Source organism: Leptospira ainazelensis (genome assembly GCF_016918785.1).
Classification (GTDB): domain Bacteria; phylum Spirochaetota; class Leptospiria; order Leptospirales; family Leptospiraceae; genus Leptospira; species Leptospira ainazelensis.
The window spans coordinates 215,663-242,066 of record NZ_JAFFPT010000025.1; the positions used below are offsets into that span (position 1 = coordinate 215,663).

At 43.5% G+C, this 26,404-nt stretch carries 24 protein-coding genes and 2 tRNA genes; 15 read left to right on the forward strand and 11 right to left on the reverse strand.

Going from position 1 to position 26,404, the window contains the following annotated elements:
* Nucleotides 1-168 precede the first annotated feature (168 nt).
* The 3 genes from JWG44_RS07200 to JWG44_RS07210 all read left to right on the forward strand — a co-directional run bounded on the left by JWG44_RS07200 (nucleotide 169) and on the right by JWG44_RS07210 (nucleotide 3,072).
* Nucleotides 169-513: a PilZ domain-containing protein gene (locus tag JWG44_RS07200; protein WP_205274275.1), complete on the forward strand. Its 345-nt coding sequence runs from the start codon at nucleotides 169-171 to the stop codon at nucleotides 511-513.
* A gap of 593 nt (nucleotides 514-1,106) precedes the next feature.
* On the forward strand, nucleotides 1,107-1,886 hold the full coding sequence (locus JWG44_RS07205) for a GNAT family N-acetyltransferase (protein WP_205274276.1): 780 nt from the start codon (nucleotides 1,107-1,109) through the stop codon (nucleotides 1,884-1,886).
* Nucleotides 1,887-1,980: 94 nt separating this feature from the next.
* On the forward strand, nucleotides 1,981-3,072 hold the full coding sequence (locus tag JWG44_RS07210; protein ID WP_205274277.1) for a hypothetical protein: 1,092 nt from the start codon (nucleotides 1,981-1,983) through the stop codon (nucleotides 3,070-3,072).
* Between the two features lie 807 nt (nucleotides 3,073-3,879).
* On the opposite strand, the gene JWG44_RS07215 is transcribed toward JWG44_RS07210, so the two are convergent.
* From JWG44_RS07215 to JWG44_RS22245, 4 genes are read right to left on the reverse strand one after another with little or no spacing between them, the layout of a single operon-like run.
* Nucleotides 3,880-4,575: a glycosyltransferase family 2 protein gene (locus tag JWG44_RS07215; RefSeq protein WP_205274278.1), complete on the reverse strand. Its 696-nt coding sequence runs from the start codon at nucleotides 4,573-4,575 to the stop codon at nucleotides 3,880-3,882.
* 2 nt (nucleotides 4,576-4,577) lie between these two features.
* Nucleotides 4,578-5,369 carry a hypothetical protein gene (locus tag JWG44_RS07220; protein ID WP_205274279.1) on the reverse strand — a complete coding sequence of 264 codons (792 nt, stop codon included), beginning with the start codon at nucleotides 5,367-5,369 and terminating at the stop codon, nucleotides 4,578-4,580.
* A 12-nt stretch (nucleotides 5,370-5,381) separates the two neighbouring features.
* Nucleotides 5,382-6,461: an LIC_10450 family protein gene (locus tag JWG44_RS07225; RefSeq protein WP_205274280.1), complete on the reverse strand. Its 1,080-nt coding sequence runs from the start codon at nucleotides 6,459-6,461 to the stop codon at nucleotides 5,382-5,384.
* Nucleotides 6,458-6,841 (reverse strand): hypothetical protein, encoded by a 384-nt coding sequence (locus tag JWG44_RS22245; protein WP_408611901.1) that lies wholly within the window; start codon nucleotides 6,839-6,841, stop codon nucleotides 6,458-6,460. Before JWG44_RS22245 ends, JWG44_RS07225 begins: the two co-directional genes overlap by 4 nt.
* Before the next feature lie 146 nt (nucleotides 6,842-6,987).
* Here JWG44_RS22245 and rpsT point away from each other — a divergent pair, with 146 nt between their 5' ends.
* From rpsT to JWG44_RS07270, 9 genes are all read left to right on the forward strand, one after another.
* Nucleotides 6,988-7,260: a 30S ribosomal protein S20 gene (gene rpsT / locus JWG44_RS07230; protein WP_205274281.1), complete on the forward strand. Its 273-nt coding sequence runs from the start codon at nucleotides 6,988-6,990 to the stop codon at nucleotides 7,258-7,260.
* A gap of 16 nt (nucleotides 7,261-7,276) precedes the next feature.
* Nucleotides 7,277-7,349, forward strand: a tRNA-Val gene (locus tag JWG44_RS07235).
* 33 nt (nucleotides 7,350-7,382) lie between these two features.
* Nucleotides 7,383-8,765 (forward strand): phosphoglucosamine mutase, encoded by a 1,383-nt coding sequence (glmM, locus tag JWG44_RS07240; protein ID WP_205274282.1) that lies wholly within the window; start codon nucleotides 7,383-7,385, stop codon nucleotides 8,763-8,765.
* Nucleotide 8,766: 1 nt separating this feature from the next.
* Nucleotides 8,767-10,599 (forward strand): glutamine--fructose-6-phosphate transaminase (isomerizing), encoded by a 1,833-nt coding sequence (gene glmS / locus JWG44_RS07245; protein ID WP_205274283.1) that lies wholly within the window; start codon nucleotides 8,767-8,769, stop codon nucleotides 10,597-10,599.
* A gap of 4 nt (nucleotides 10,600-10,603) precedes the next feature.
* Nucleotides 10,604-11,650, forward strand: a complete 1,047-nt coding sequence (locus JWG44_RS07250; RefSeq protein ID WP_205274284.1) for a GlmU family protein — start codon at nucleotides 10,604-10,606, stop codon at nucleotides 11,648-11,650.
* Nucleotides 11,651-11,668: 18 nt separating this feature from the next.
* Nucleotides 11,669-13,279, forward strand: coding sequence for a carboxyl transferase domain-containing protein (locus JWG44_RS07255; RefSeq protein ID WP_205274285.1), 1,611 nt, complete (start codon nucleotides 11,669-11,671; stop codon nucleotides 13,277-13,279).
* Between the two features lie 64 nt (nucleotides 13,280-13,343).
* The gene (locus tag JWG44_RS07260; protein WP_205274286.1) at nucleotides 13,344-14,279 is read left to right on the forward strand and encodes an LA_0442/LA_0875 N-terminal domain-containing protein; all 936 of its coding nucleotides are present in this window, start codon (nucleotides 13,344-13,346) and stop codon (nucleotides 14,277-14,279) included.
* Nucleotides 14,280-14,559: 280 nt separating this feature from the next.
* Nucleotides 14,560-15,849 carry an ammonium transporter gene (locus tag JWG44_RS07265; RefSeq protein WP_205274287.1) on the forward strand — a complete coding sequence of 430 codons (1,290 nt, stop codon included), beginning with the start codon at nucleotides 14,560-14,562 and terminating at the stop codon, nucleotides 15,847-15,849.
* A 35-nt stretch (nucleotides 15,850-15,884) separates the two neighbouring features.
* Entirely contained in the window at nucleotides 15,885-16,229 is a 345-nt protein-coding gene (locus JWG44_RS07270) for a P-II family nitrogen regulator (protein ID WP_002619748.1), read from the forward strand.
* 162 nt (nucleotides 16,230-16,391) lie between these two features.
* Here the strand turns inward: JWG44_RS07270 and prmC are convergent, their stop codons facing one another.
* The 7 genes from prmC to fusA form a co-directional block, all read right to left on the reverse strand.
* Nucleotides 16,392-17,252 (reverse strand): peptide chain release factor N(5)-glutamine methyltransferase, encoded by an 861-nt coding sequence (gene prmC / locus JWG44_RS07275; protein ID WP_205274288.1) that lies wholly within the window; start codon nucleotides 17,250-17,252, stop codon nucleotides 16,392-16,394.
* Nucleotides 17,253-17,538: 286 nt separating this feature from the next.
* Nucleotides 17,539-17,615: transfer RNA gene (locus tag JWG44_RS07280), tRNA-Arg, on the reverse strand.
* 2 nt (nucleotides 17,616-17,617) lie between these two features.
* Nucleotides 17,618-18,283, reverse strand: coding sequence for a Crp/Fnr family transcriptional regulator (locus JWG44_RS07285; RefSeq protein WP_118966656.1), 666 nt, complete (start codon nucleotides 18,281-18,283; stop codon nucleotides 17,618-17,620).
* Between the two features lies 1 nt (nucleotide 18,284).
* Nucleotides 18,285-19,337, reverse strand: a complete 1,053-nt coding sequence (locus tag JWG44_RS07290; RefSeq protein ID WP_205274289.1) for a tetratricopeptide repeat protein — start codon at nucleotides 19,335-19,337, stop codon at nucleotides 18,285-18,287.
* A gap of 9 nt (nucleotides 19,338-19,346) precedes the next feature.
* Nucleotides 19,347-20,597 (reverse strand): amidohydrolase family protein, encoded by a 1,251-nt coding sequence (locus JWG44_RS07295; RefSeq protein ID WP_205274290.1) that lies wholly within the window; start codon nucleotides 20,595-20,597, stop codon nucleotides 19,347-19,349.
* Between the two features lie 20 nt (nucleotides 20,598-20,617).
* Nucleotides 20,618-21,280 (reverse strand): LIC_10271 family cell wall hydrolase, encoded by a 663-nt coding sequence (locus JWG44_RS07300; RefSeq protein WP_205274291.1) that lies wholly within the window; start codon nucleotides 21,278-21,280, stop codon nucleotides 20,618-20,620.
* A 112-nt stretch (nucleotides 21,281-21,392) separates the two neighbouring features.
* Nucleotides 21,393-23,513: an elongation factor G gene (gene fusA, locus JWG44_RS07305; protein ID WP_205274292.1), complete on the reverse strand. Its 2,121-nt coding sequence runs from the start codon at nucleotides 23,511-23,513 to the stop codon at nucleotides 21,393-21,395.
* Nucleotides 23,514-23,859: 346 nt separating this feature from the next.
* Between fusA and JWG44_RS07310 the strand changes: the two genes are divergently transcribed.
* The 3 genes from JWG44_RS07310 (at nucleotide 23,860) to JWG44_RS07320 (ending at nucleotide 26,380) form a co-directional block, all read left to right on the forward strand.
* Nucleotides 23,860-25,482: a TrkH family potassium uptake protein gene (locus tag JWG44_RS07310; protein ID WP_205274293.1), complete on the forward strand. Its 1,623-nt coding sequence runs from the start codon at nucleotides 23,860-23,862 to the stop codon at nucleotides 25,480-25,482.
* A 245-nt stretch (nucleotides 25,483-25,727) separates the two neighbouring features.
* The gene (locus JWG44_RS07315; RefSeq protein WP_205274294.1) at nucleotides 25,728-25,985 is read left to right on the forward strand and encodes a type II toxin-antitoxin system VapB family antitoxin; all 258 of its coding nucleotides are present in this window, start codon (nucleotides 25,728-25,730) and stop codon (nucleotides 25,983-25,985) included.
* Nucleotides 25,982-26,380 carry a type II toxin-antitoxin system VapC family toxin gene (locus JWG44_RS07320; protein ID WP_205274295.1) on the forward strand — a complete coding sequence of 133 codons (399 nt, stop codon included), beginning with the start codon at nucleotides 25,982-25,984 and terminating at the stop codon, nucleotides 26,378-26,380. The genes JWG44_RS07315 and JWG44_RS07320 overlap by 4 nt, the downstream gene beginning before the upstream one ends.
* Nucleotides 26,381-26,404: the final 24 nt, after the last annotated feature.

Here is a 26,404-nt window from a genome sequence, read left to right on the forward strand (position 1 = left end):
GTTATGAATTGCTGAGAAAACAGCGGCGCTATGACTTTTGGATTCTTTCCTTTCCTCTTTTTGCAAAAGATTTCGTTTTATAAAAAGCTTCAAAAAAAACTTGTAATTCAAATCTGTTGAATCCAAAATCTGACTTCGTCGAATTCATAAATGGAAGCGAGAGTCAGTATGGATCACAGAAAATTTCCGAGAGTTTTTCCGGCGGCAAACGAAGTCATTGAAGTTCAATTGATGGGGCATAACTTTCTGGAAATTCTCAATGCAAAGGATATCAGCATCGGCGGCGTAGCTGTGGAAGTGCCTCACCTATTCGAAGGTTGTGATTTGCATTCTCCCATTCAAATGATTCTTACCCTTCCCGGGAGAAATCCCCTCAAACTCTCGGGAAAGGTCAAACGCAAAGTTGAGGCTCCCAAGGCCTCTCTTTTTGGCGTTGAATTCGGCTCTTTGGATGCAAAGGCGAAATATTTGATAGAAGCTTACATTCAGTCTCGCGTCCAGCTCGCTTCTTGATTTTCCAAGAATGTTTTTCATTTCGATGTCGATTTAAGAATAGAAAACCGTTTTCGATTCTTCTCCTAATTTTTTAGCGTGAGAATTTTGTTTTTTTCCATTTAACGAGCACATTGTAAAATATGAATATTATAATTCCTTAATAAATCTCATTTCAACCTTGGAGAATGAACGTTCGAAATTAGAAAAACCTCTTTGGATTTTTTCTTCGGAATCTCCAATTCCTCTTCTTTTTGATCTTTGTTGAATTCGATCACACCTCCATTCTATGATGAAATCGATATTGATTCGGAAATTTTGTTTGAAATCGTCTTAAAACATTAAAGAGATGATTTTCCGGAAATTCTAATTTTCTTACATTGCCTCCCAAAGCTCCGTTTTACTTTATCAGAAAGATCGAGATGCAAGGTTCTGCCCGGTTTTTGGTGAGAATCTTAAGTTTTCCTAAGAATTCGTTAAAAATGCTCGAAAATCTAATTCTCATTTTATTCTCCTTTTTATCACTTTTGAGTCATCGGAATTTATTTCCTATGTAATCTGAACGTAACGAGAACGAATATGATAGGGACAATCTAAAACCGAAGGATACTTCTATGGGAACAGGTTTCGTAGATAACAAGATCAAAACAGAACGAAAATTGGAAGTTCGCATTGCCGAAAACCAATTGGAGATTGAGAGAACCTTAGCGCTTCGTTACGAAGTTTTTAACCTCGAATTAGGGGAGGGGCTTCCTCAATCTGCGGCCACGCGCAAGGACAGAGACGAATACGATCTCTTCTGCGATCACCTGATCGTTGTGGATAAAAATCGCGACGATAAGATCGTTGGGACCTATCGAATTCTTCGAAGAGGCGTAGCTAAGAAGAATATAGGTTTTTATTCCGATAACGAATTTGATATCACCAAAATTTATGAGTTGGATGCGGAAACGGCGGAGATCGGAAGAAGCTGTGTTCACCCCGACTATAGAGACGGTTCCGTTATTTCTATGCTCTGGGCGGGTTTAGGAATGTATATGAAGAAACACGATGTCCGTTATCTTTTTGGCTGCGGATCGATTCATCAAACCGACGCTCAATCTGCTAACGAAGCTTTCGCGTATTTAAAAGAAAAAAACGCGCTTGCAGGAAAGGAATTCGACGTAAAACCTCTTCCGGGTTTTGAAATTCCCGGTTTCGATCCGGACTACGTTGTGGAAGACATGAAGTCGGTTCAAAAAACGATTCCTGCGTTGATCAAAGGATACGTTCGAGTGGGCTCCCTTATCTGCGGGATTCCATCTTGGGACAAGGTTTTTAAAACCATCGATTTTTTTATTCTCTTCGACGTTCGCGACATCGAATCCAAATACGGAAAACGTTTTCTCGATTAAAATTCCCTTCTCAGACTGCACCGGAACCCCCTTGACGGGAGTTCCGGCGTTTTATTAGTATCTTTTTAGGCGTTAGCCTGAAGATATCCTTCCGATGAAACAAAATGAAATAGATTTTCAGCATCCAAGTACGCGGGATCAAATTCGATTCTATTCCTTGGTGGGAATTGCCGGAATCTTAATGGTCACTGCTTATAAGCTCGGATCTCCGTCTTACTATTTAGGTTGGTTCGCTTTTTTTATCAGCGCATTTTCCGTCGCCGGGAACGATGCGGTACAAACGGTCGGTACTTTTATAGAAAGTAAAAGAACCGTTCATTGGATTCCTAAACTCGCGGTTTTAGGCGGGACCATCGCGATTATTTTCTTGGGGGCTTGGGTCTTTAACGGATCTCAGGTGCATTTCGGAAGACTGGAAAGTTTTCCAGAAGTCAGAGAATTCAACCTGATTCAGCTCCTTGCTCCGCTTATCTTAGTCATCATCACTCGGCTGAAATCTCCTATCTCGACTACGTTTTTGATCTTGGGACTTTTCGGCGGAAGCAATATCGAAAAGATGCTGACAAAGTCCTTTTTCGGTTATGGGATCGCATTCGGAGTTGCGATTCTTGTTTGGGGAATCCTCGTAAAATTGGACCCGAGAGAATACAAGGAAGATCATGTTCCCGATCCGAGAAGTGAAAAACGTTGGGCTTTGTTTCAATGGGTTTCTACGATTTATCTTTGGATCGCTTGGCTTCGTCAAGACGCGGCCAATATCGTAATCTATCTTCCGAGACAACTTTCTATTTTAGAATTCGCTCTCGCTATCTCGATGCTCATCGTCGCTCTTGGAATCATTCTTTACACGAACGGCGGAACCATACAGGAAATTGTCACTGAGAAATCGGATATTCAATGGTCTAAAGCCGCGACGATTGTCGATCTTGTTTACGGAACAATTTTGATCGTCTTTCACGAATGGAGCAAAATGCCGATGTCCACGACTTGGGTTTTTTTAGGAATGCTCGCGGGTCGTGAGATCATTCTTAACTTTATGACGTTTCGGGATTTACCGTATCTGGAAACTTTTCGCAAGGTGGGGAAAGACGTCTTGCTCGCATCGATGGGTATTGCGGTGAGCGTTTTTATTTTTATATTGGCATCCCAGATTTATCCCGAAACAGCTTCGGGTTTTTTGAAATAGCATTTCAGAATACGTCCTTGCGAAGTTGAATTAATATTTTATAAAATTATAATATACTTCTGACATTTAAATTGAGATTTGACGTATCCTTCTAACTTTTTCCGGATCGAACTCTAAGTTTGTTTTTAACTTTTTTCAAAGAGTGAATTCTTTTTTAAGAATAAAATAGGATTTTTTATTTGAGCACCGAAGTAATCGCATGAAGGAAAATTCTAAGAACCTGTTCCCAAATCTCAAAATTCACCGTATAAAAAAACACTCTGTAGGCTCGTAATCAAAACGATGGAGTTCCTACATTTTGTGAAACTCGGCGTCTCGCTTTTTCGGCGCTCCGAAAGGTTTTTGGACGAATTCTAAATTGAGTTTTCGATTGGACTGAAAGATCGGGATGAATTCTTTTTCCGACAAACGGTATCATTGAGAGAGCTTTTTCGTATTCGGATCCTTTATTTCGTGGAAGCGATGTGGGAGGAAAAACTTTTGTGTGATGGCTTTTCGATTCTAAAATTCGGTGACCGATACCGATGAGGGGCTTGGACTCAAAATCAGGTCGGAACTCCGGGAAAAAACTTTCTCAAGGACTGCTTTTCGATTCTAAAAGGTTCTAAACACAAAGGATAGAAAACCGGAGATTGACGTTAAAAGCTGGAAAAGGTCGGAACTCCGGGCAAAACTAATTCCACGGTGTCCCCTTTGTTTGGAAAACGAATCTAAATTCTTCAAAATGCAAGGGAGGACTTGTTTTTAAACTCAAAGTTTAGGTCGGAACTCCGGAGAAAACCCCGACCCCGGAAAAGGCCCGCTTCTTCAGCGAAAAAGATTGTAACGAAGAATGCAGTAAATCGCGCGAAAACCGTCTTTCCAACCGATCTTCTTCCCTTCCGCGTAGGTTCTTCCGTAGTAAGAAATTCCCACTTCAAAAATCCGAACGTCGGGAATCTTTGCGACCTTCGCGGTAATCTCGGGTTCAAAACCGAAACGATTTTCCTTGATGTCGATCGATTGAATGATTTCTCTTCGGAAGGCTTTGTAACAGGTTTCCATATCTGTAAGATTGATATTCGTAAACATATTGGAAAGGGTGGTGAGAACCATGTTTCCCAGACGATGCCAGTAATACACGACTCTGTGAGGTCTTCCGCCTAAGAATCTACTTCCAAACACGACGTCTGCCTTACCTTTGTAAATCGGATCGATCACTTCCGGAATTTCAAACGGATCGTATTCCAGGTCCGCGTCTTGAACGATCACGATATTGCCGGTCGCAGCTTTGAAACCGGTGCGAAGTGCGGCGCCCTTTCCTTGATTGACTTCGTGAAAAATAATCTGATCGGCTAACTTTTTAAAAGGAGCGGTTTGTAAAAGATCTCTGGTTCCGTCTTTGGAACAATCGTCGACGAGAATGATTTCCTTATTTTTGATCGGAACCTTTTTGACGGTTTCCAAAATATTGCGAATTGTATTTTTTTCATTATAACAAGGAATGACGATGGAAACTTTCATATTTACCCCAGACCGGTGATCTCGGCCATCCGGAAATCCCGGATAATCGTTTCAGCTCTTACAATTATTTTTTCCAGAGCGATCCCGAAAACCAAATTCTGATAGGATTCTGCGGCTTTCGGAAATTCTTTCTCATCGATTTTGATCGAGAGTGTTTCGGAAACTCGATTTTTCTCCATACAATCTTTTACGGACGTGAGAATCCCTTTGAGAGCGAGACAAACTTCTTTTAGAATATTTTGCCCGTCTTTTTCCATGGCGCTCTGATTCCCGTTTGCGTCCAGAAGGGCCTTTACGTGTTCGTTGATACGATTGGAAGGCAAACCTCTTCGGCTGATTCCCATTCTTTCAATGATCGTGATCGCGTCTTTGAAAACGGAAAACTCGGGAGTTCCCTTAAAAACATAAATCAAAGCCGGAAGTTCGGATTCGGCAAAGGAAAGAATGGCTCCGTAAAAATATCGGATTTCCGGTTTAGCGAGAGGATGAAAATCGATTCTCTGATATTTTTTGAGCCTCGCTTCCTGCTCTTCCAAGATCTTGTTGATCGTGTCCCCTTTGGCGGCTTGTTTTTTGTCTTCCAGTTCCTTGTGTTTTGCCTTTAAGGTTTCTAAGAATTGAATCTCTTCCTTTAAGAATTGGGTCAAATTCCCTTTTTGCTGGAGAATCATCATCAATCTGGATTCGAAAGCTTTCAGGTCGAAAGCTTTCGGATTCTTTTTGGAATTTTCGGAATATTCGGTTCTGAGTTTTTCGAGAACGGCTTTGATTTCGGCGCTTTGTAACGGTTCCATAGGAGATTTCTCCTATTCAGTATCGACCCATCTCTCCAAGGAAATAAGCAAAGAAGAAATATCTTCGGAACAATACAGAAGCGCGGTTCTCGAATCTCGGAACATCTGCTGCTGGTTGTAGGCGAGTTGTTTGATATGATTGTCGTTTTTTGTGTTCAGAACATTCAGAGTGTTGAGGACCATTTTTTTCAGTTTTTGAATCAGGCCCAACATCATCTCCTGCATTTCCCAGAGAGTCACCAATTTGAGTTTTTCGCTGTCCAAGGTTTTGGATTGGAGAAGCTGTTTTCTCGAAGATTCATACTTCGCGGTGTAGTAATTCACGGATCTCGGATACGTTGTCAGTTCCTTGTGGTAGTTTAGAATTTTGTCCAGTTTCTGAAAGAATTCTATATCGAATTCGCGGTTTAGATTTCCGATGATGTTTTTGTTCTCGGAAGGATCGCCCGTAATCTCGAAAATTTTAGAATTCTGAAGGTTGTTCAAAACGGAATGGATTCTTTCTTTGATCTTTGTCAGATCCGAAATTCTTTTTTCAACGATGTTTGTTTCTCCGGGAGAAGAGGAACCGAATTCGATCTTAAAGGAAGAATCTTTGGATTCTTTGTAAGAAGAAGCGGATGGGGAAGAATGTTCCATGATATTCAGATCCATTCTTCCCAGATCGAGAGTTGTGTTATCCTTTGCCTTTGTCTGATCCCAGGCCGGTTCTTGGAAGATGCTCTGTTGAACGGCGCCTTCGTTGATCATCTGCGATTCGTTAGGTTTCGGAATTTTAACCGAAGACTGTTGTTGAGTCTTTGCGATGATTTCTTGAAGCGTAATTTTTCCCATACCGGGAGTTAACGGTTTTGAACCTTGTTTTTTTTGAACCGGAGCGGAAGAAGGTTTGTGAATCTGAGTCGCGCCTTTTGTGGGAGATTCGAGCGTAATTCTAACAAACTCGGCTCTTCTCGTATTTCGATTGAATCTGAGCGCGAATCGATTTCCCTGTTTATCGATAAATTTCTGATTGAGTTGATCTAAGGAAAGCGCGTTTGGATCCACAGAAGAGATGGAATCGACGACGATGTATTCGGATCTTTTGATCATAAGGATCCGTCCTCGGAAATTATGAAATTTTTCTCATACAAAGATTTATCAGAAACGAATAAATTCGGAACCGGTTGTAAGTAAAATTCCAAATAGGTGTTTTGTAGAATTTCTTCCATTACTGAATAGATCGAACGGGATCTATTTAGACAATACTCAAAGATTTGTAAATAAGAAGTTTCTCGAATTATAAAAGAGGCGGAAACTTTCTTTTGTTCCATCGTCAAAAAACACCTCCCAGAATCCTCAAAATCCTGCAGGAAACGAATTCCAAGTTCTGCAAGTTCCGAAAGATCGATGTTCTCTTTTTGAAGACGGGAAAAAAAGCCAGGATCCAAAGAGATCGTTAGAAAAATATTTCCAAACTGATTTTGTCGCATTTTTATACCTCTCTCTAACCGGTTCCGGAGGGATTTCTTACGGATCGGAAAAGAGGTCGGGAGTACGGAATTTTGCAGGAATTCATTTGACAGAGGGGAAGGTACAGAAAACCTGGAATCACTCATTCGATAGGAAGTATTAAGCCTTGGCTAATATTAAGTCTTCAGAAAAGGACATTCGGAGAACAAAACGTAGAAATGCGGCGAATTCTCAGAATCGGTCCAGGCTCAGAACTCAGGCAAAAAAAGTTCTGAAAGCCATCAAAGATAAAGACCAGAACGCGGCTACCGCTCTATTTGTAGAGTATACCTCTCTTCTGGACAAAGCTGCAAAAACAAACCTGATTCACTTCAAAAACGCAGACAGAAAAAAAAGCAGAATGGCAAAACGCCTGAACGCAACTTCTGCTCCAGCATAAAAAACGGAATTATAGAGGGCGATTAGCTCAGCTGGTAGAGCGCCTGCCTTACAAGCAGGATGTCGGCAGTTCGATCCTGTCATCGCCCAAATAGTTTTCTTCCGGAAAACACCCCAACCTCTATGAATACTAAATCACCCGTATTCAATCATCCTGACCTGATGGTTTCTGTTTCGGGGATTCGCGGGATTATTCCGACCGGCCTTTCTCCCGAAGTCATTTTTGACGCCCTTCGTTCTTTCGGAACCTGGATCGAAGGATCTAAAATCGTAATTGGACGAGATTCCCGGCCCTCCGGTCCTTATATCGAAAATATCGCGCTTGGATTGATGCAGGCGATGGGAAAGGACGTTCTACAGCTGGGAATCGTTCCCACTCCGACGGTCAAAGCCGTGGTCAACCTTTCAAAAGCGGGAGGCGGAATTATGATCAGCGCTTCTCACAATCCGATTATCTGGAATGCTTTTAAATTTATCGGGCCCGGCGGTTTTTTTACCGGCGCGGCGGATTTGGAACAGATCTTAGATACGGTTCGCAATCATTCTTACAGACCGATCCAGTACAAACCTGCCTCTAAAATCGTTTCTGGGAAAGAATGGTGTGAAAAACATATCGAATCCGTTCTCAAACGCGTAAACGTAAACGCAATTCGTAAGAAAAAATACAAGGTTCTTGTGGACGCCGTCAATGGTGCGGGAAGTTTTCTCGTTCCTGAACTTCTGGAACGTCTCGGTTGTAAGCCGATTCTCCTGCACTGTAGCCCGGACGGAACCTTCCCAAGACCTCCGGAACCGACCCCGGAAGCCCTCAAACAAACTTCTCGAAAGATGAAATCTTCGGGAGCAGATATCGGTTTTGCTTTGGATCCGGACGCGGATCGTCTGGTCGTTCTCACGCCTAAAAAAGGCGCAATCTCGGAAGAATACACTCTTCCTTTGAGTTTTCTTTCTCTCACTCTGGGTAAGTTTCCAAAAAAAGCGAATATGGTCGTCAATCTCTCGACGAGTTTTATCAACGAATTTGTCGCCGGCTCTTACGGTGTTCCCGTAACTCGTTCCAAGGTCGGAGAAGCTAACGTGGTTTCCGATATGCTTCGCCACAAATCCGTGTTTGGTGGTGAAGGAAACGGCGGAGTGATCGATCCGGAAATCGCTTCTTTTGGAAGAGATTCTCTTTCGGGAATTGCACATATTCTCAACGTGATGGCCGCAACCGGAAAGAAGATTGATTCTCTTTTGGAAGAAATGCCTGGGATCCACATGCAGAAAACCAGCTTTAAGATTGCGGGAAAAAATCTTCAGGACATCTATTCCAAATTTAGGGGAGAATTTTCCTCTTATTCCGAAGAGACTTTGGACGGTTTGCGTCTTGCTTCGGAAGATTCTTGGATTCATATCCGGCCTTCGAACACGGAACCGATTATCCGAGTGATAGGCGAGGCTCGAACCAAAAAAGACCTCAATTCTCTGCTGGACCGTGCGGCAAGACTTATGGAGAATGCCTGATATGTGTGGAATTGTCGGTTATGCCGGTAGTAAGAATGCGGAATCAGTACTTGTCGTCGGTCTGATCTGCTTAGAATACAGAGGATACGACTCGGCCGGGATTGCGGTCTTAGATCAGGGAGACATCCTGGTCAGAAAAGCGAAAGGAAAGATTAAGGATCTCGAAGCGCATCTCAGAGAGTTTCCAGCGCCTGGAAACGTCGGAATCGGTCATACTCGTTGGGCTACTCACGGAGAACCGAATCAGATCAACGCTCACCCGCATACGGATACGAATTCTACGATCGCGGTTGTGCATAACGGAATCATTGAAAATTATCTCGAACTCAAAAACGAACTCAAAAAGAAAGGTCACGTCTTTCAAAGTTTAACTGATACGGAAGTCCTTCCTCATTTGATAGAAGAAGGCAAAAAAAGCGGTAAATCCAATCGCGACGCGTTTTTAGATCTTTTTAGCAAAATCCACGGGAAATGGGCGATTTCGACCGTTTTTGAAACGGAACCGGATCGTGTATATTTCGGACAGGACGGAGCTCCTCTTCTCATCGGTAAGGGCAAGGATGAATTCTTCTTGGCTTCCGACATTTCCCCGCTTACCAGAAACTGTGAAGAAGTTTACTACGTAAATTCCGGAGAATGGGGTTACTTCAATCAAAAAGAATTCAAACTTTTCGATTTTTCAGGAAAGGAACTCACTCCCGTTTTTAAAAAACAGGAACTCCGTTGGGAAGACCTCGATAAAGGCGGTTATCCTCATTATATGATCAAAGAGATTCACGAACAAGCGGGAATCTTTCGTAAGATCATACAAGAACGTATATTAGATAACGGTGAAATCGTTTTTCCGGAAATCAAACTCAACAAAGACGTTCTTTCCAGAGTCAATCGTATCATCATCCAAGCCGCGGGAACCAGTTATTACGCGGGAATGATCGGCAAACACTATCTTGAAAATTTCGCAAAGATCCAAACCGATACGGAAGCCTCTTCCGAATTTCGTTATAGAAATCCGGTTGTGGAAGGGGATACCCTTATCATGGGAATTTCCCAGTCGGGTGAAACGGCGGACACGTTAGCTTCCATTCACGAAGCGAAAGCGAAATTTATCAAAGTGATTTCTCTTGTGAACAACGTAAATTCTACGATCGCGAGAGAATCGGATTCTTATATTCGAACCGACGCAGGACCGGAGATCGGAGTCGCAAGTACGAAGGCTTTTACGGCTCAGGTTTTAAATCTTCTTTTATTCTCCATTTATATGGCCAATCTGAAATGGTTGATCAGCGACGAAGAAAAGAAAAAACTCATCGAAGAGATTCGTCTTCTTCCCGCGAAGATCGACCGGATTCTCGCGCAAGCTAACAAGATCGAAGAGATGTCTTCTCACTTTACAACCGCGAAGGATTTTATCTTTTTAGGAAGAACTTACAATCATCCGATTGCGATGGAAGGCGCTCTGAAGCTGAAGGAAATTTCCTACATCCACGCATCGGGTTACGCGGGCGGAGAATTCAAACACGGACCGATCGCGTTGATCACAAACGAAGTTCCCGTGGTTTGTATCGCGACAAAATCCGAAATTTATACGAAGATGGTTTCCAATATTCAGGAAATCAAAGCGAGAAAAGGAATCATCATTTCGATCGTGACTGAGGGAGACGTGGAAGCGAAGGCCCTTTCGGATTATTGTTTTGAGATTCCGGAATGTTCCGAAATCCTAAGTCCGATTCTTAACGTAATTCCTCTTCAATTGCTCGCATACTATTCCGCGATCGCAAGGGGTTGTCCTCCGGATCAACCGAGAAACTTAGCCAAGTCCGTAACCGTCGAGTAAGATCATGCCGAAGATCCAGAGAATTCTCATCGATGAAAGAGAAGTTCCCGCGGGTTTACGATCCCTTACTCGAATTCGTTCTTTTTCCGAGATTCGTAACGGAATTCTGAATACGATTCAGAGGACGAAAGAACTCTATTCGGACGCGAAGATCTACTACATTCATTCCAATCCTGCCTTTCAACAGGCGTTTTTGGAAAGAAATTCTAAACTGCTTCCTTATGACGGAAAAGACGTGGATTTGGTCTTATCGCCGGATTCTTGTCTTCCATGGAATCTGATCGACGGCACCGCAAAAAATATCGAGTCCGATCTCGGACTCAGTAAAGAGATTCAGAAATGGATTCGAAAGATAAAAGTTAAGGCCAATCATTTTCACGTAGTCGGCAAATCCAAACATCTGCACGTTCACCCGTCCGCCGTAATTTATCCGGGAGTCGTTTTTGATACGACTTCGGGACCGATCGTCGTCGATAAGGATGCAAAGATAACTTCTTTTTCATTTATAGAAGGTCCGGTTTATATCGGACCCACTTCTCAAATCGATAACGCGAGAATTACCGGAGCGACGAGCATCGGCGCCACTTGTAGAATCGGCGGCGAAGTAGGAACTTCTCTCATAGGCGATTTTACGAATAAACATCACGAAGGATTCTTAGGACATTCCATTGTAGGAAGTTGGGTAAACATCGGCGCTCTTGCGACAACTTCCGATTTGAAGAACAACTATGGGGTTGTCAAAATTCGGGAAGAGAACGACGAATGTATCACCGGTTCGATCAAGTTCGGATCCGTAATCGCTGATTATTCTAAGATCGCGATCGGCGTGATGTTGAATACGGGAACCGTCGTGGATTTCGGATCGAACGTCGTCGCGTCTCGTGTGAGCGGCTACGTTTCTCCGTTTACTTGGGCCGAATCGGGACAACCTTACATTCTCGATTTATTCTTGAGGGACGCTCGAAAGATTATGGCGAGAAGAAATCGGGAACTCACGTTATCCGAAACGGAACTCATCCGTATCCTATACGAATCAAAAGTAAAAAAATAAAAATCCGGAGGGTTCTCTATGGAAATTATAGAATCCAAAATACGTACGTCCTCATCGGAGTATAAAGAGAATTTTGAAGATCTAAAACAAAAGGTAGAATCGGTCCGCGGGCTCATTCGTAAAATCGAGTTAGGCGGCGGTGAAAAAGCGATTCAAAGACACAAGGGAAGAGGTAAGTTCACCGCGAGAGAACGGATCGCCGCGCTGATCGATCCGGGAACCACATTCTTAGAATTTTCGCCGCTCGCCGGAGAAGGTGTTTATCCGGACAGCGTTCCTTCCGCCGGAATTCTTACCGGCATCGGAAGAATCTGCGGAGTGGATTGTGTGATCGTCGCAAACGACGCGACCGTAAAAGGCGGAACTTATTATCCTCTCACGGTTAAAAAACATATCCGGGCGCAAGAGATCGCTCTGCAGAATTCTTTACCTTGTATTTATCTCGTCGATTCCGGTGGAGCTTTTCTTCCGATGCAAGACGAAGTTTTTCCGGACAAAGAACACTTTGGAAAAATCTTTTATAACCAAGCGAATCTTTCGGCACAGAAAATTCCTCAGATATCCGTCGTGATGGGAAGTTGTACGGCGGGCGGCGCTTATATTCCCGCGATGTCGGACGAATCCGTAATCGTTAAAGGAAACGGAACCATCTTTCTCGGAGGACCACCTCTTGTAAAAGCCGCAACGGGAGAAATCGTAACTCCGGAAGAATTGGGCGGCGCCTTGGTTCACAGTACGATTTCCGGAGTTACGGATCACTACGCGGAAGACGACGCGCACGCAATCGAGATCACGAGGAACATCGTTTCTACTTTGCACTTCGCCGGTAATTCTTCTCAAAAGGGTGGAATCAGTTGGGAAGAACCGTTGTATCCTTCGGAAGAAATTTATGGAATCATTCAAAAGGACGTTCGTAAGTCGTATGACGTAAGAGAAATCATCGCGCGAGTCGTGGATGGATCTCGTTTTCAAGAATTCAAAAAGTATTATGGAACTACCCTTGTCACGGGATTTGCGAAAATTTACGGAAAGATGGTGGGGATCATCGCGAATAACGGTGTTTTGTTCAGCGAAAGCGCACTTAAGGCTTCTCACTTTATCGAACTCTGTAATCAAAGAGGAGTTCCTCTTTTATTTCTTCAAAACATCACCGGGTTTATGGTAGGAAAGAAATATGAGAATTCAGGAATCGCAAAAGACGGCGCCAAGATGGTGAATGCGGTTTCCACTTCGATCGTTCCGAAATATTCCGTTGTGATCGGAGGTTCCTACGGAGCGGGGAATTACGGTATGTGCGGTCGTGCATTCAATCCAAGATTTTTGTGGATGTGGCCGAATTCTAGAATTTCAGTGATGGGCGGGGAACAAGCAGCTAACGTTCTTCTTACCGTAAAGATGGAACAGTTGGTAAAAGAAGGAAAGAAAATGACCGAATCCGAACAACTTTCATTTCGAAAACCGATCTTGGATGATTATGAAAGTCGTTCTTCTTGTATTTATTCTTCTGCAAGATTGTGGGATGACGGCGTGATTGATCCGGCGAGAACGAGGGAGATTTTAGGAATTGCTCTCTACGCGGATCATTCTATAAAGCCAGAACATCCTAAGTATGGAATTTTCAGAATGTAGAAAAAATTGCTTTCAAATTATAGATCCGGATTTATCTATTTCACTAATTTATTCCGGAATCTTCATGCAATTAAGAAATTATTTCCTTTTCTTTCTCTCTTTGTGTTTTCTTCCCTGGGGTTTGATGGGAGAATCCATCATTCTCAAAGATGGAACCATCCTCAAAGGCCGAGTCGCGTCTCAGAATGCTCAAACCGTAGTCATTCAAACCGAGGATGGAAAGAAACAGGAATTCTCTAAGGTTCGAATTCTTAAAATTATTTATAAAGACGTTTCGCAAGCGGAAGCCTTAAAGATCCAAAAAGAGGAAGAAGCAAAACTCGCGGAAAAAGAACAAAAGAAAAAAGAACAAGAAGATAAAAAGAAAGCCGAAGAAGAGCTGGCTAAGAAGAATCAGGAAGAATCCGAAAAACAAAAAAGAATAGAAAAGGAAGCAAAACTCGCCGAAACGAATCAGAATGAGAAAGAACGTCTTGCAAGGATTCAACAAAGAGGTTTAGGACCTTGGAGCGTTGCTTGGAGATCGGCGGTCCTTCCGGGTTGGGGTCAATGGACCGATGAAAGAAAAAAGCCCGCCATCGTTTATTCGGCTCTATTTTTCAGTTCGCTCTTTCTGGTCTATCGTCAGAACCAAATCTATAAAAATTCTGTAAAGGATCTGAATCATATCAACAATCCCTATGAAACCTTAATTCCGCCTCCGACATTTTCGGATCCGGTTGCACTCTATATTTATAGTCAGCCATTTGAAGACCAGAGAGATCGGGTCAATCAGAACTATCACAAGCTTCAACTCTCCATCACTTTCGCGGTTCTGGTGTATGCCGCTAATATTTTTGATGCTTACTTTTTTCACCCTCGTTTTGGAAAATCGGTAAGCAATCACTTGATCTTGGATTACAATCCGATGGCCCGCTTGGATTCTACTTACACTTCGAATTCCGCTTCCTTAGGGATAGAAACCTTTTGGAAATTTGGATTTCGCTTCCATTTAGAATAGAAGCAGTTTTTAGAATTTCTCAGCATCTTTTTCAGAGAAAAAGCAAAATCGACAAAAATGCCTAAGATATAGGCAGAATGGAGTACTTTTTCATTCTTGGGAATTTCCGAGGATCGGAAAAGTTCCGGAGTTCCGACCTCAGCTCTCCTTTTGTCTCGGAAAAACGTAGGAACTCCCGCTTTTACGCAATTTTGGCTGCCTTTTAGAATTCTTAATTTATTATCCTCCTGGTACCAATCTTGCATTACTGTATGCAAATTGATTTGGGATGAGAATGATTATGAATTGGACCAAGAGACTACTCTTATTGCTCACTCTGCTTCTTCCATTTGTCCTTTTCGGACAAGAAGCAACTGCTCCCGCAGCGGCGACACCCGTAGCGGATAAAGGAGACACTGCTTGGATGCTCGTCGCATCTGCGTTTGTGTTTTTTATGATACCTGGACTCGCGCTCTTCTACGGCGGTCTTGTAAGATCTAAGAACGTACTCTCTACCATGATGCACAGTTTTGTGGCGATCCTGGTATTGACCATCCAGTGGACCGTTTTTGGGTACAGTTTTGCATTTTCCGGAACCAACCCTTATTTCGGAAACTTTGACCTTGCTTTCCTCAACGGAATCGATGAGAATTCTTTAGAATTAACGATTCCAAAATACGTTCACTTTCTCTTTCAAGGAATGTTCGCTTTGATCACTCCTGCCCTGATTTCCGGAGCGATTGCAGAAAGAGTTAAGTTCGGCGGTTATATCGCTTTTATCGTTCTTTGGTCAACTCTTGTTTACGATCCGGTCGCGCACTGGGTTTGGGCCGCTGACGGTTGGCTGTTTAAAATGAGCGCTTTGGATTTCGCGGGAGGAACAGTGGTTCACTTGATCTCCGGTATCGCGGGTCTTGCCGCAGCGATCGTTCTCGGAAAGAGAAAGGGAGAAGGTCCTGCATTGATTGCACCTAACAATCTCACTTACACACTGATCGGCGCCGGTCTTCTCTGGTTTGGTTGGTTCGGATTTAACGCAGGTTCCGGTTTAGCTGTGAACGGCGTTGCTGCGAGAGCATTCTTAGTAACTTTGATTGCACCTGCCGCGGCTGGAGTCGCTTGGTTGGTAATTGAATACGCTCACACAAGAAAGGCTACTGCACTTGGAGCCGCTTCCGGTATCGTTGCGGGTCTTGTTGTGATCACTCCTGCATCCGGATTTGTCGGAGTTCAAGGCGCTCTCATCATGGGATTTCTCGTGAGCCCGGTATGTTACGGCGCTATTCTTTTGAAAGGTAAACTCGGTTACGACGATAGTTTGGATGCTTTCGGTATTCACGGTGTGGGTGGTGCGTTAGGCGCAATTCTTACCGGTGTGTTTACTCTTTCTTTGGGAGCGGGTGTTGCAAGTAGAGGCGATCAAGTTCTGGTTCAGGTGATCAGCGTTCTCGCGACTGCGGCCTATTCTTTTATCGTTTCCGTGATCCTTGTGTTCTTAATCGATAAGACAATCGGATTCCGTATCTCCGAAGATAAGGAAATTGCCGGTTTGGATTCTGAAATCCACGGCGAAAAAGGTTACGAGATTTAATTTAAGTTACTGAAGAATTTTAATAAGGAGATTATATGAAATTAATCGTTGCTATCATTCAGCCACATAAACTTGAAGAGGTTAAGGCGGAATTGACTAAGAATGAGATCTATAGACTTACCGTGAGCGATGTTCAAGGTTACGGTCAGCAAAAAGGGAAAACGGAAGTTTTCCGTGGACATGAATATCAAGTGAACCTTCTCAGAAAAGTTCGTTTGGAAATCGCAGTAAACGACGAGTTCGTAAAACCGACAGTAGACGCGATTCTCAAAGCGGCTAAAACCGGGGATGGGAAAATCGGAGACGGAAAGATTTTTATCACTCCGCTCGAAGATGTGATCCGTATCAGAACGGGAGAAAGAGGAAGTTCAGCTATCTGATTTCTTTTTTCGAATCAAAAAATGAAGCCGGGGATTTAGAAACCCGGCTTTGTTTTTTTCGTTTTTTGTAAACGCAATTCTCGTCGTCTTCCATCTCAAAAAGGGGAAAACGTAGAAAATCAGTTTTTGAATTTCATGTTTAGTTTAAAATTCGATTCTTTCTTACTTAGTAAGAATCACGAATCGATCCTTTCCGGAAAGATCCTTTTCCATCTTTCCATTTGTCCAACCTTTGTCGATCGATTCCGTTACGAGAATATTCGCCAAGGAAGGAAGTGTTTCCATATAAAATTTTCCGCCCGGATTTAAGTAAGAATACGCCGCTTCGATCAGGTTCATCAGAAATTCTTTCGGATTTTCCAAAAAAAGAGCGAGATGTGGTTCGTAGTCGACGACGTCCTTCATCATCGATTCCTTGTCAGAATTCGGAATATAAGGGGGATTAGTCGCTATCAAATCGAATTTGGATTCCCGAGGAATGGAAGAGAATAAATCACTTTCAAAAAATTGAATGTGATTTGTGTCTCCCAAAATTTGGATCGTATTCTTCTCGGCGACTTCGAGAGCTTCTTTTGAAATATCACTAAGAGAAAGATTCCAATCGTTCCGAGCGATCTTGAGGCTGATTCCTATACAACCGCTCCCTGTACAAAGGTCCAAAACTTTAATTTCCTTAGCTTCGTCCTTAAAATCGAGAAGAATCTTTTCTACGAGTTCTTCCGTTTCCGGTCTCGGAATCAGAACGTTCTCGTTTACGTAAAAAAGGGAATTGTAAAACGCCTTTTGTCCGGTAATATACGAAGTCGGTTTATTTTTGGACCTTTCCACGATCCTTTCTCTATACGCGTTTTTTTCGGTTTCGTTTAACAATCTTTCGAAGTTCACATACAATTTTACTCTTTGAAGATTCAAGAGGTCGGCTAAAAGGATTTCAGCGTCCAAGCGAGCGCTGGAAATTTCTTTCTTCTTTAAAAACTCTTCCGATTTTTTGAGGAGGGAAAGGATAGAATCTGGATGTTGCATTTTAGAGTCCTAACCTAATCCGCAAAACTGGCTGGAATCTCAAGATGGATCTGTCGGAATTCCGACAAGTCCGCAGTGAAAATCGCGCGCCCCGCCCGATTTCGGGTGGAGGGGTGGGGGGTGGGAAAAATCGGGTGACTTTGCTCTATCATAAAATCATAATTTTGCAAGTAAAAAAGTCTCCTCTCCCTTTGGTCGGAATTCCGACAAAAATCATTCTTAAGCTCATCCGGATTCTGATATCCATCTCGGTTTGTAGACAAAGATACTTGTAAAGAAATGGGGGTGGTGCCCCCGAGAGGATTCGAACCTCCGACCAAAAGTTTAGGAAACTTCTGCTCTGTCCACCTGAGCTACGGGAGCGTTTAAGAATTCGGTTTCCGTTTTTGTGAGACTATTCTCTGGAAGTCGGCGATATTGTGTATAACAATTTTGTCTTCGTAGAGTTCGATTTTCCCGCTCTTAGAAAGAGTGTTGAGAACCTTTTGCACTTCTCCTACCGGTTGCGCGCACCATTCCGCGACGTCGTGTTGGGAAACGTTCAGAACGATCTCTTTGAAATCGCTGTGTGCGTGCATCTTTTCGTAGAGCATTAAGAATACGTCGGCGACCTTTCCTTGAATATCGTCCATAAGAAGAATCAAAAGTCTTCTTTTGGCGTCGTTGATTCTCACGGAAAAAATGGTAAGAATTTTGAGCGCGAGCATCGGATTCTTCGTCATCAAAAGTTCGAAGTTTGCACGATTGAAATTGAGAACTTTTACTTCCGAAATCGCAATGGCGGTCGCGGAGCGGGGTTGTTCCTCCAGAATCGCCATCTCTCCGAAGATATCCCCTTGTTCGAGGATATCCAAAGTTTTGATCAAGTAGTCTTCTTTTTTTGTGGGATTCGGGACCGTTTTAACGATCTTTACCTTTCCGGATTGGATCAGGTAAAAGTCGTTACCGGGTTCATTTTCACAAAAGATGATTTGATTCGGATCAAAGGTCTGGCCGAATTTGGAAAACATGGATTCGAGCATCATATCCATATCAGGTGCTCATCTCCTTTGCTTTCAGTCTTGATTTCTGAGAAATGCTGTCTTTTTCCGGAGGAAGCAAAGCTACCTTTCCATAAAGCATCCTTGCTCTTTGGCGATCTCCTTGGAGCTCGGAGATTTCCGCCAAATGAAAGAGAGATTCTTTGATCGATTCTCCCGAAGGGTATTTTTTAATATAGGTCGAAAAGGAAGAATTCGCATTGTCCAGATCGTTCGTCTTCATTAGACAAATGCCGAGTTGAAAAAGAGAATTCTCCACCAACTTCTTCTCCGAGTCGAATTTAAAATCCGTCCTGTTGAGAAGATCTTTGTAGATGATCATCGCGTCGTTGTGTTTTCCCACATTTACCAGAGTGTGAGCGCGGTTGTAAAGAGATGTGATGGAATTGTCCACGCCCTGTGTGATCGAAGATTTTTCCACGGCCGGTTTCATAATGTTCTGAAGAGTTTCCTGCGAAACCCGGCTTCCGCCTTCGTAGACGAGGGGAGGCATGTTGAGAGGAAAAGGGCTACCTCTTCTCGCGAGTTCTAAAAGTTCAGTGGCACGACCGGAATACGTGGTTCCCGGATAGTGTTGTATGTATTTTTCAAACGCGTAAACCGCATGCGGCAGATTGTTATTTTTATAAAATACTTCGGCTACATTCATCAATTCAAAAGCCGGATTTCTGGTGTCGGATTGCCCCAGAATTTCCTTCAATTTTTTGTGAACCTGTCTGAGCTGGCTGGAAAAAACTTTCATCATTTTCAAAATGAGGTGGGTCTTTTCGGCCACGAATTGTTCAAACTCGTTCGGTTTAAAAACGAGAATGGTGGCGTTGCCTATGACTTGAGCGGTTTCTTCTCTAGGATACTTGCCTAAAGCGGATTTGACTCCGAAGAATTCTCCAATTCGGACGTCTTCTTTGACTTCTTGTCCGGTGTCTAAAGCCGGAAATGTCAGGATGACGCGCCCGTTTCTTAGGACGTAAATATCCTCCGCTTTATCCTTTTCAAAATAAATGATGGATCCGCCTTTATAATTTCTGATGATCGGACCGGCCAAATGGATTACCTACTCAAAGTTATCAAATTCTTTCTGTGCGGGGAAAAATGCCAAATCCTTTTTATAACCAAGGGAGACGGCAAGCGATTCCAGGAGTTTTCCTGGAGAACCTGTTAAATACTTATCGGCGTCGTGGATCCGAATTCTCTCAACGTTCGCGCCGGATTCTTCAAAAAAAGATTCCAAACTAGCGTCTCCGTAAACGGGGACTCCATCTCGAAGGACAAGTCGAATGCTGTTTGGGTCGGATTCGCAGAGATTTGAATACGGATCCTCGGAATTTCGAGAAACGATCACCAAATCCGCTTTTTTTCCGACTTCAATGCTTCCGATTTCCTTTTCTACTCGGAAAGCTTTGGCGGGATTTGTTGTCACCATTTCAAAAAGAATTTTCGGTGAAAGGTCTTCTCCGTATTCGTTCTGATAAAATTTTCTCGCGGTTCGAATTTCTTCCAAAAGATTTAAAGAACCGCATAAACTGGAATCGGTTCCTAAAGAAACGTTCACTTTGTGTTTGAGAAGATCTCGAATATCGGTAGTTCTTTCGTAGAGAAATAAATTTGCTTCCGGGCACCAAACCAGATGAGCTTTTTTTTCCGCGATGAGCGCGATATCGGATTCGGATAAAACAACTCCGTGAACGAGAACCGTATGGCCGCTCAGACAACCCATTTTGTCGAGGGCCTTTAAGGAATCTCTCGATTCGGAATCGAATCCTTCCGCGATTCGAGTGATATAAGGAATATCGTCCTTTAGAGCTTTTGCATATTCTTCTTTTGGACCTTCTCCCCAATTCAAAGAATACGTACAAATGCTGTGTGAAAGAGAATAACGGTTGAGAATTCTTACGGGAACGGATTCCACAAAAGGATCTTGGACGAAGTGGGGGATATGATCTTGGACGGCGGTAACCCCGGAGATTAGATTCTTAAACGCGCCGAGGAGATAGAGTTGTTCCGGTTCCAATTGTTGTCTTTCCGAAAATACGATGGAAGACTTTAGGTCGTTGTCCCAAGGAAGCCAGTTTAAGTAAGGTTTGCTCGGTGCGACTTTAGGAAGATAAGTACTCAAGAGGTGATCGTGCGCGTTGATCAGTCCCGGATACACATAAAGACCGTTTAGATTCAAACGGATTCTTTTGCCGGAAGGAGGTCCGCCGGCATTGATGGAAAGAATGATTCCGTCCTTCACAACGACGGTTCCGTTCGGAATCCATTGATCCTTGGTTACAATGCAGGCGTTTACGAGTTCGTATTCCATTCTTTTTCGATTTGAATTCTTTAACGAATTTGCGGATCAGGATCTACAGCCGAACTTCCGCGATTGAGTTGAAAGTAAAGACCCTTTCCGGATTCCAGAGATCCGATGATCCGCGAAGAATCCACCGTTTCCCCTTCGGTTACTGATACACTTTTTAAGTTTGCATAGACGCTCGAATATCCGTTCTTGTGTTCCAATATTACAAATTTCTTATATCCATCCATTTCATCCACAACCAAAACTTTGCCGGGAGAAGCGGGCCTTACTTCGTTGTGTCTCGAAGCTTTGAAAAGAACACCTTTGTTCGGAGCGAAACTAAGCTTACTAAAAACGGATTGAACCGGAGGTCTGCTTTTCAAAGGAAAACGAAGAAGAGGACGGGAAGAATCCGGAGTTTCTTCTTTGAAAAACGGTCGAGCCGTTTTGGGGACAATTTTTTCGTTTTCTTTTGAAAAAGGTTTTCTGACTTTTAGGGGTTCTCCCGGAATCAAAGGTTCGTCTTTTTTTTTGCCGTTCCATTCCATAATTTTATGATAATCTACGTTGAACTTTTTTCCCAAAGAATAATAAGTATCTCCTCTTTGGACGTTGTAAACGGAAAGATTCTGTGATCCGGCCGAAAAGATCTGAAGAGAGACCGGAAAAAAAAGTAAGGGTAAGAATTTCCGAAACAAGCCGTTCATTTCTTTGAGTATCGGCAAATTCGAGGGGGGAACTGCATTCAGGAATTGTTTCGGAGATAAAAAAAGGGAGCCTCCAGGCTCCCTTTGGGAAGAAAGATATTTCCGAGAAAAATCAATCTTCGTCTTTATTGTTGACTTTGTATTTTTTCATCAACTCATCCGCAACGTTTCTTGGAACCGGAGCGTATCTGGAGAATTCCATGGAGAATTCGGCCTTTCCTTGAGTCGAGGAACGTAATACCGTAGAATAACCAAACATGTCCGCAAGAGGAACTTCTGCTTCCGTTTTACAGTAGCTGTCTTCTTCCGTCGTGTTTAGAATCATTCCTCGTCTTTGGTTTAGAGATCCGAGGATTGCGCCTTGGAACTCGGAAGGACCGTCGACTTCCACTTTCATGATCGGCTCGAGAATCTGAGGATTCGCTTTGTTGAATCCTTGGCGGAACGCATAACGACCCGCGATCTGGAATGCCATATCGGAAGAATCCACATCATGGTAAGCGCCGTCGTTGATCACACAACGAACTCCGATGATCGGGAAGCCGATCATCGATCCGCGTTCTAAACAACTCTTGAATCCCTTATCAACGGACTGGATGTATTCTCTCGGGATCGAACCGCCGACAACCTTGTTTACGAAATCGTAATTCAAACTTTCTTCGAGCGGGATCGGTTCCATATAACCCGCGACACGACCGAACTGACCTTGACCACCCGTTTGTTTTTTGTGCGTATAATCGAAGTCGGCTTTTGTGGTGATCGTTTCACGATAAGCGACCTGAGGCGCGCCTGTGATCAATTCCACTCCGTATTCGCGTTTCATACGCTCGATATAAACCTCGAGGTGAAGTTCTCCCATTCCTTTGATGATGGTCTGACCGGATTCTTGATCCACGTGAGTCTGGAACGTCGGGTCTTCTTTGGTAAAACGGTTTAACGCTTTTGCCAAGTTTGCGAGGTGTTTGGATTCCTTCGCTTCGATCGTAAGGGAGATGACGGGCGCCGCAACGAACATGGATTCCATGGAAACTTTGAGTTTTCCGTCGGTAAACGTATCCCCGGAGGCACAATCGATACCGAAGAGTGCGATGATGTCGCCCGCTTCCGCGTAGTCGATATCTTCCATCTCATCGGAGTGCATTCTACAGAGTCGGCCTACGTTGTGTTTCTTGTTGCTCGACATGTTATAGATGGTCATACCTTTGGAAAGTTTTCCTTGGTAGACACGCACGTATGTGAGCTGACCATAACGTCCGTCTTCGAGTTTGAATGCGAGACAAACCAGAGGTTTCTCGAAATTGGATTCGAGAACTATCATTTCTTCGTTGTTCGCCTGATCCAGAGCCTTGTTCTTAACGTCGACCGGGCTTGCGAGATAGTCCAAAACTCCGTCCAGAAGTTTTTGAACCCCTTTGTTTTTGAAAGCCGAACCCATAAAAACGGGGGTCATCTTGAGTTCGATGGTTCCCGTACGAATCGCCTTTTTGATCATTTCTTCGGTAGGAGTTCCTTCGAGAAGAGCTTCGGTCAATTCGTCTGAGAACATAGAAGCCGCGTCCAAAAGTTCTTCGTGTTTCTTTTGAGCGAGTTCTTTCAGTTCCTCCGGAATTTCTCTTTCCTGGATGTCCATACCGTCTTTCCCTTCGAAGTAGAAGGCTTTCATTTTGACGAGGTCCACAATTCCTTTGAGGTCGTTTTCAAGACCGATTGGAATCTGAACCGGAACGGCGTTGTGTTTTAGTTTTTCTTTGAGCTGGTCGATTACACGGAATGGATTGGCTCCCGTTCTATCCAGCTTGTTGATAAAAGCAACACGAGGGACGTTGTAACGTCTCATCTGACGGTCCACCGTGATGGACTGGGATTGAACACCCGCAACTCCGCAAAGAACGAGAATCGCAGAATCCAATACTCTGAGAGAGCGTTCCACTTCTACCGTGAAGTCGACGTGGCCCGGGGTATCGATGATGTTGATCGTATGATCTTTCCACTGGCAATAGGTAGCCGCAGACTGAATGGTGATCCCTCTTTCTCTTTCGAGGTCCATACTGTCCATTTTCGCACCAACACCGTCCTTTCCACGAACTTCGTGAATGGCATGAATTTTGTTAGTATAGAACAAAATTCTTTCGGTTAGGGTCGTTTTTCCGGAATCGATATGGGCAGAGATCCCAATGTTTCTGGTTTTGATGAGTTTTTCGCTCGGTTTGAATTCGGCTACAGCAGTGCTCATGGCCATCCTCTTATAAAAGATTGCAAATACATCCGGTGAAATCACCGGTAGGGAGCTTTGTAGAAAGTCCCTCAATTTACCAGATTCCAAAAAAGAGCGGATTTGTAAATCCAAATCATCGAATCAGACGCTTTGGAGACGTTTTTCATTTGCCGGGTTACGATTTGGAAAAAATATGATCCTTTGCATCCCGGACGGAATGTTTGCCCTTTTAGAATCGAGATCGGTTTTTTGAAAAGGAAGGGCTTGAATCGAAAGAGTGGTCGGCTTTTTGTCGAAACTTTCCGGATTCTTAACTCCATGGATTTGGAGAATGGGAATCCGTTTCCAATCGGAATAGGCTTTTATGCACCCACTGAAACTTTTTAAAAGAAATGTAAATCGAATCGCGAAAGCATTTCTTCTGTTATCGGTGGCAAGAACCCTTTGTCTCGGTTTTGCGATGGCTATCCTCGCGGGTTCGTTTGCAATCTACGTTACCGAATCCGGTCGTCTCAGTTATACCAATTCTCTTTATATCGCAACTTCCTCGATCTGCGTCACGGGACTTTCTCCGGTTTTACTTTCCGAACTCCAAAGACCCACTCAGTTGATTATGATGTTTCTAATTCAGATCGGCGGCTTGGGAATCATAACGTTCACGGTTTTGATCGGGGTTTTGGTCGTAAGGGGTCTTTCTAGAAGCACCCGATTGGCTTCTTTTGTTTATGAAGCAACCGACGCTCATCGGGTAAAAAAAATGCGGGAGAAGAATCAAGGGCACAATCAATCCGGAGTTGTCGCTCCCGGAAAGAAGAAGTCCGAAGCCGAGGCCTCTTATGTAAGAAGAATGCTTCTTTCTCTTTTTAACATTTCTCTTTCGATCGAAGCGGTCGGAGCGATTCTTCTTTATTTTAATATGCCCGAAACCGATCGCCTTCCGGGAACTCCAAACCGATTGTTTTTGAGTTTGTTCACTTCGGTTTCCGCATTCAACAACGCGGGTTTTTCCATCGTGGACGATTTGAGTTTTTTAGCAAAAGATCCGATTTCCCTTTTGATCGTTCAATTCCTGATCGTTATGGGCGGAATCGGATTTCCGGTGATCATCTTTATCGAAAAATCGATCTTGGAAATCATTCAGAAGTTTATGAGCAAAATCGAAACCGTCACGGAAACCTTTATGATGCGCAGAACGATGCTTCTGGGCGAGGATCCTCCGGCGTGGTTTATCTTTGTGATCGCGACCTCGGTTCGTCTGGAAGAACGTCTGGAAGTGTATCGAAAGGAATTGTTCGGAGACGCGAATCGAATGCAGATGAGCATCATCGTTTTAGGTTCTTTGATTCTGATTCATATCGGAGGACTTTCGATTCTTTTGATAGAATACAATAATCTGGAAACGATCGGAAAGATGGGTTTTACCGAGAAGTTGTTTAATTCTTTCTTTCTTTCGGTTTCCTCTCGAACCGCGGGTTTTAATACGTTTGATATCACCGAAATCAGAAGTGCGACCTATGTCCTTCTTTGTTCTTTGATGTTTATCGGAGGCGGACCCCAGGGAGCGGCCGGAGGTATCAAGATCACAACATTCTTTATTCTAATCTTATATTTGAAAAACGTGATCAGCCCTCAGGCGCGGGTTCAAGCTTGGGGAGAAGACGTTTCTAAAAATTCGGTTGCGATTTCGACTCGGATCTACTTTCTCGCGACGATTTCCCTCGTGATTTTTATGTTTTTGATTACCCTCGCGAACGGGAACAAACACGGAATCGAAACCATCTTTTTTGAAGTTATGTCAGCTTTTGGAACCGTCGGTTTAAGTTTGGGAATGACTCCTTACACGAGCGATATCGAAAAGTATCTCTATATCGCCTTGATGTTCATGGGACGAGTCGGAACCTTTACACTTTTGATCGCCTTTACGGGTCACTCCGGTCTCGGAGATTTAGGAAGCAAAGACGACGGCCTGAAAATTCAGGTCGGATAAGAATTCTTTACCCCGCCTTTCTTAAAATTCAAAAATTCTACAACATCGCTTTCGATTTCCAGGCTCTCTTCCAAGGTCGAAAAAGAGAAAATAGTCCGAATTTTCGAGATATGGAATGTTTTGGAGCCCATCAATTCGGAAACTAAAACCCCAGGCCGGGTCTACGGAAGAAACCGAAAAGAAAAAAAGATTGACCAAAAAAGAGAAGAGGTATACCAATATATATCAGAAAGGAATAAATCTATATGGCTCTCAGCATCAAAGACCCCGAAACGGATTTATTGGCCAGAAAGTTGGCGGCTCTAACCGGGGAAACTCTGACTGAGGCGATTACAAATTCACTGCGAGAAAGGTTAGATCGTATGGAACACAATCTCAACGTTCATTTTTCTTTGGATGAGATCTACGATATCTCTCGTCGCTTTCGCGAACGGATCCAGGTGCCCATTTCTTCTTTAGATCATGGGGACGAACTCTACAACCAAGAAGGATTGCCGGATTGATCGTCGATACTTCAGCGTTGCTTGCGATTCTCCTGCAAGAGGAAGAGCAGGAAAAATTTGTCCTTGCGATCGTTTCCAATCCAAATTCTCGAATGTCGGTCGCGAATTACTTGGAAGCCGCAGTCCGAACCGATCGGCTCAAGGATCCGGTGCTTTCCCGTTTGTTGGACGAAGCCATTTCCAAACTGAAGATCCATTTGGAACCGGTGAGCGTCGAACAGATTCGATTGGCTCGTGAAGCCTATAGAGATTTCGGGAAGGGGAGCGGACATCCGGCGGGTTTGAACTTCGGAGATTGTTTTGCTTATGCTCTTGCGAAGAATCAAAAGGCTCCTCTTTTGTTCAAAGGAGAGGATTTTCTTCATACGGACGTGGAACTTGCCAAGACGTATTGAAATTCTGGTTGCAGTTCGGTAAAA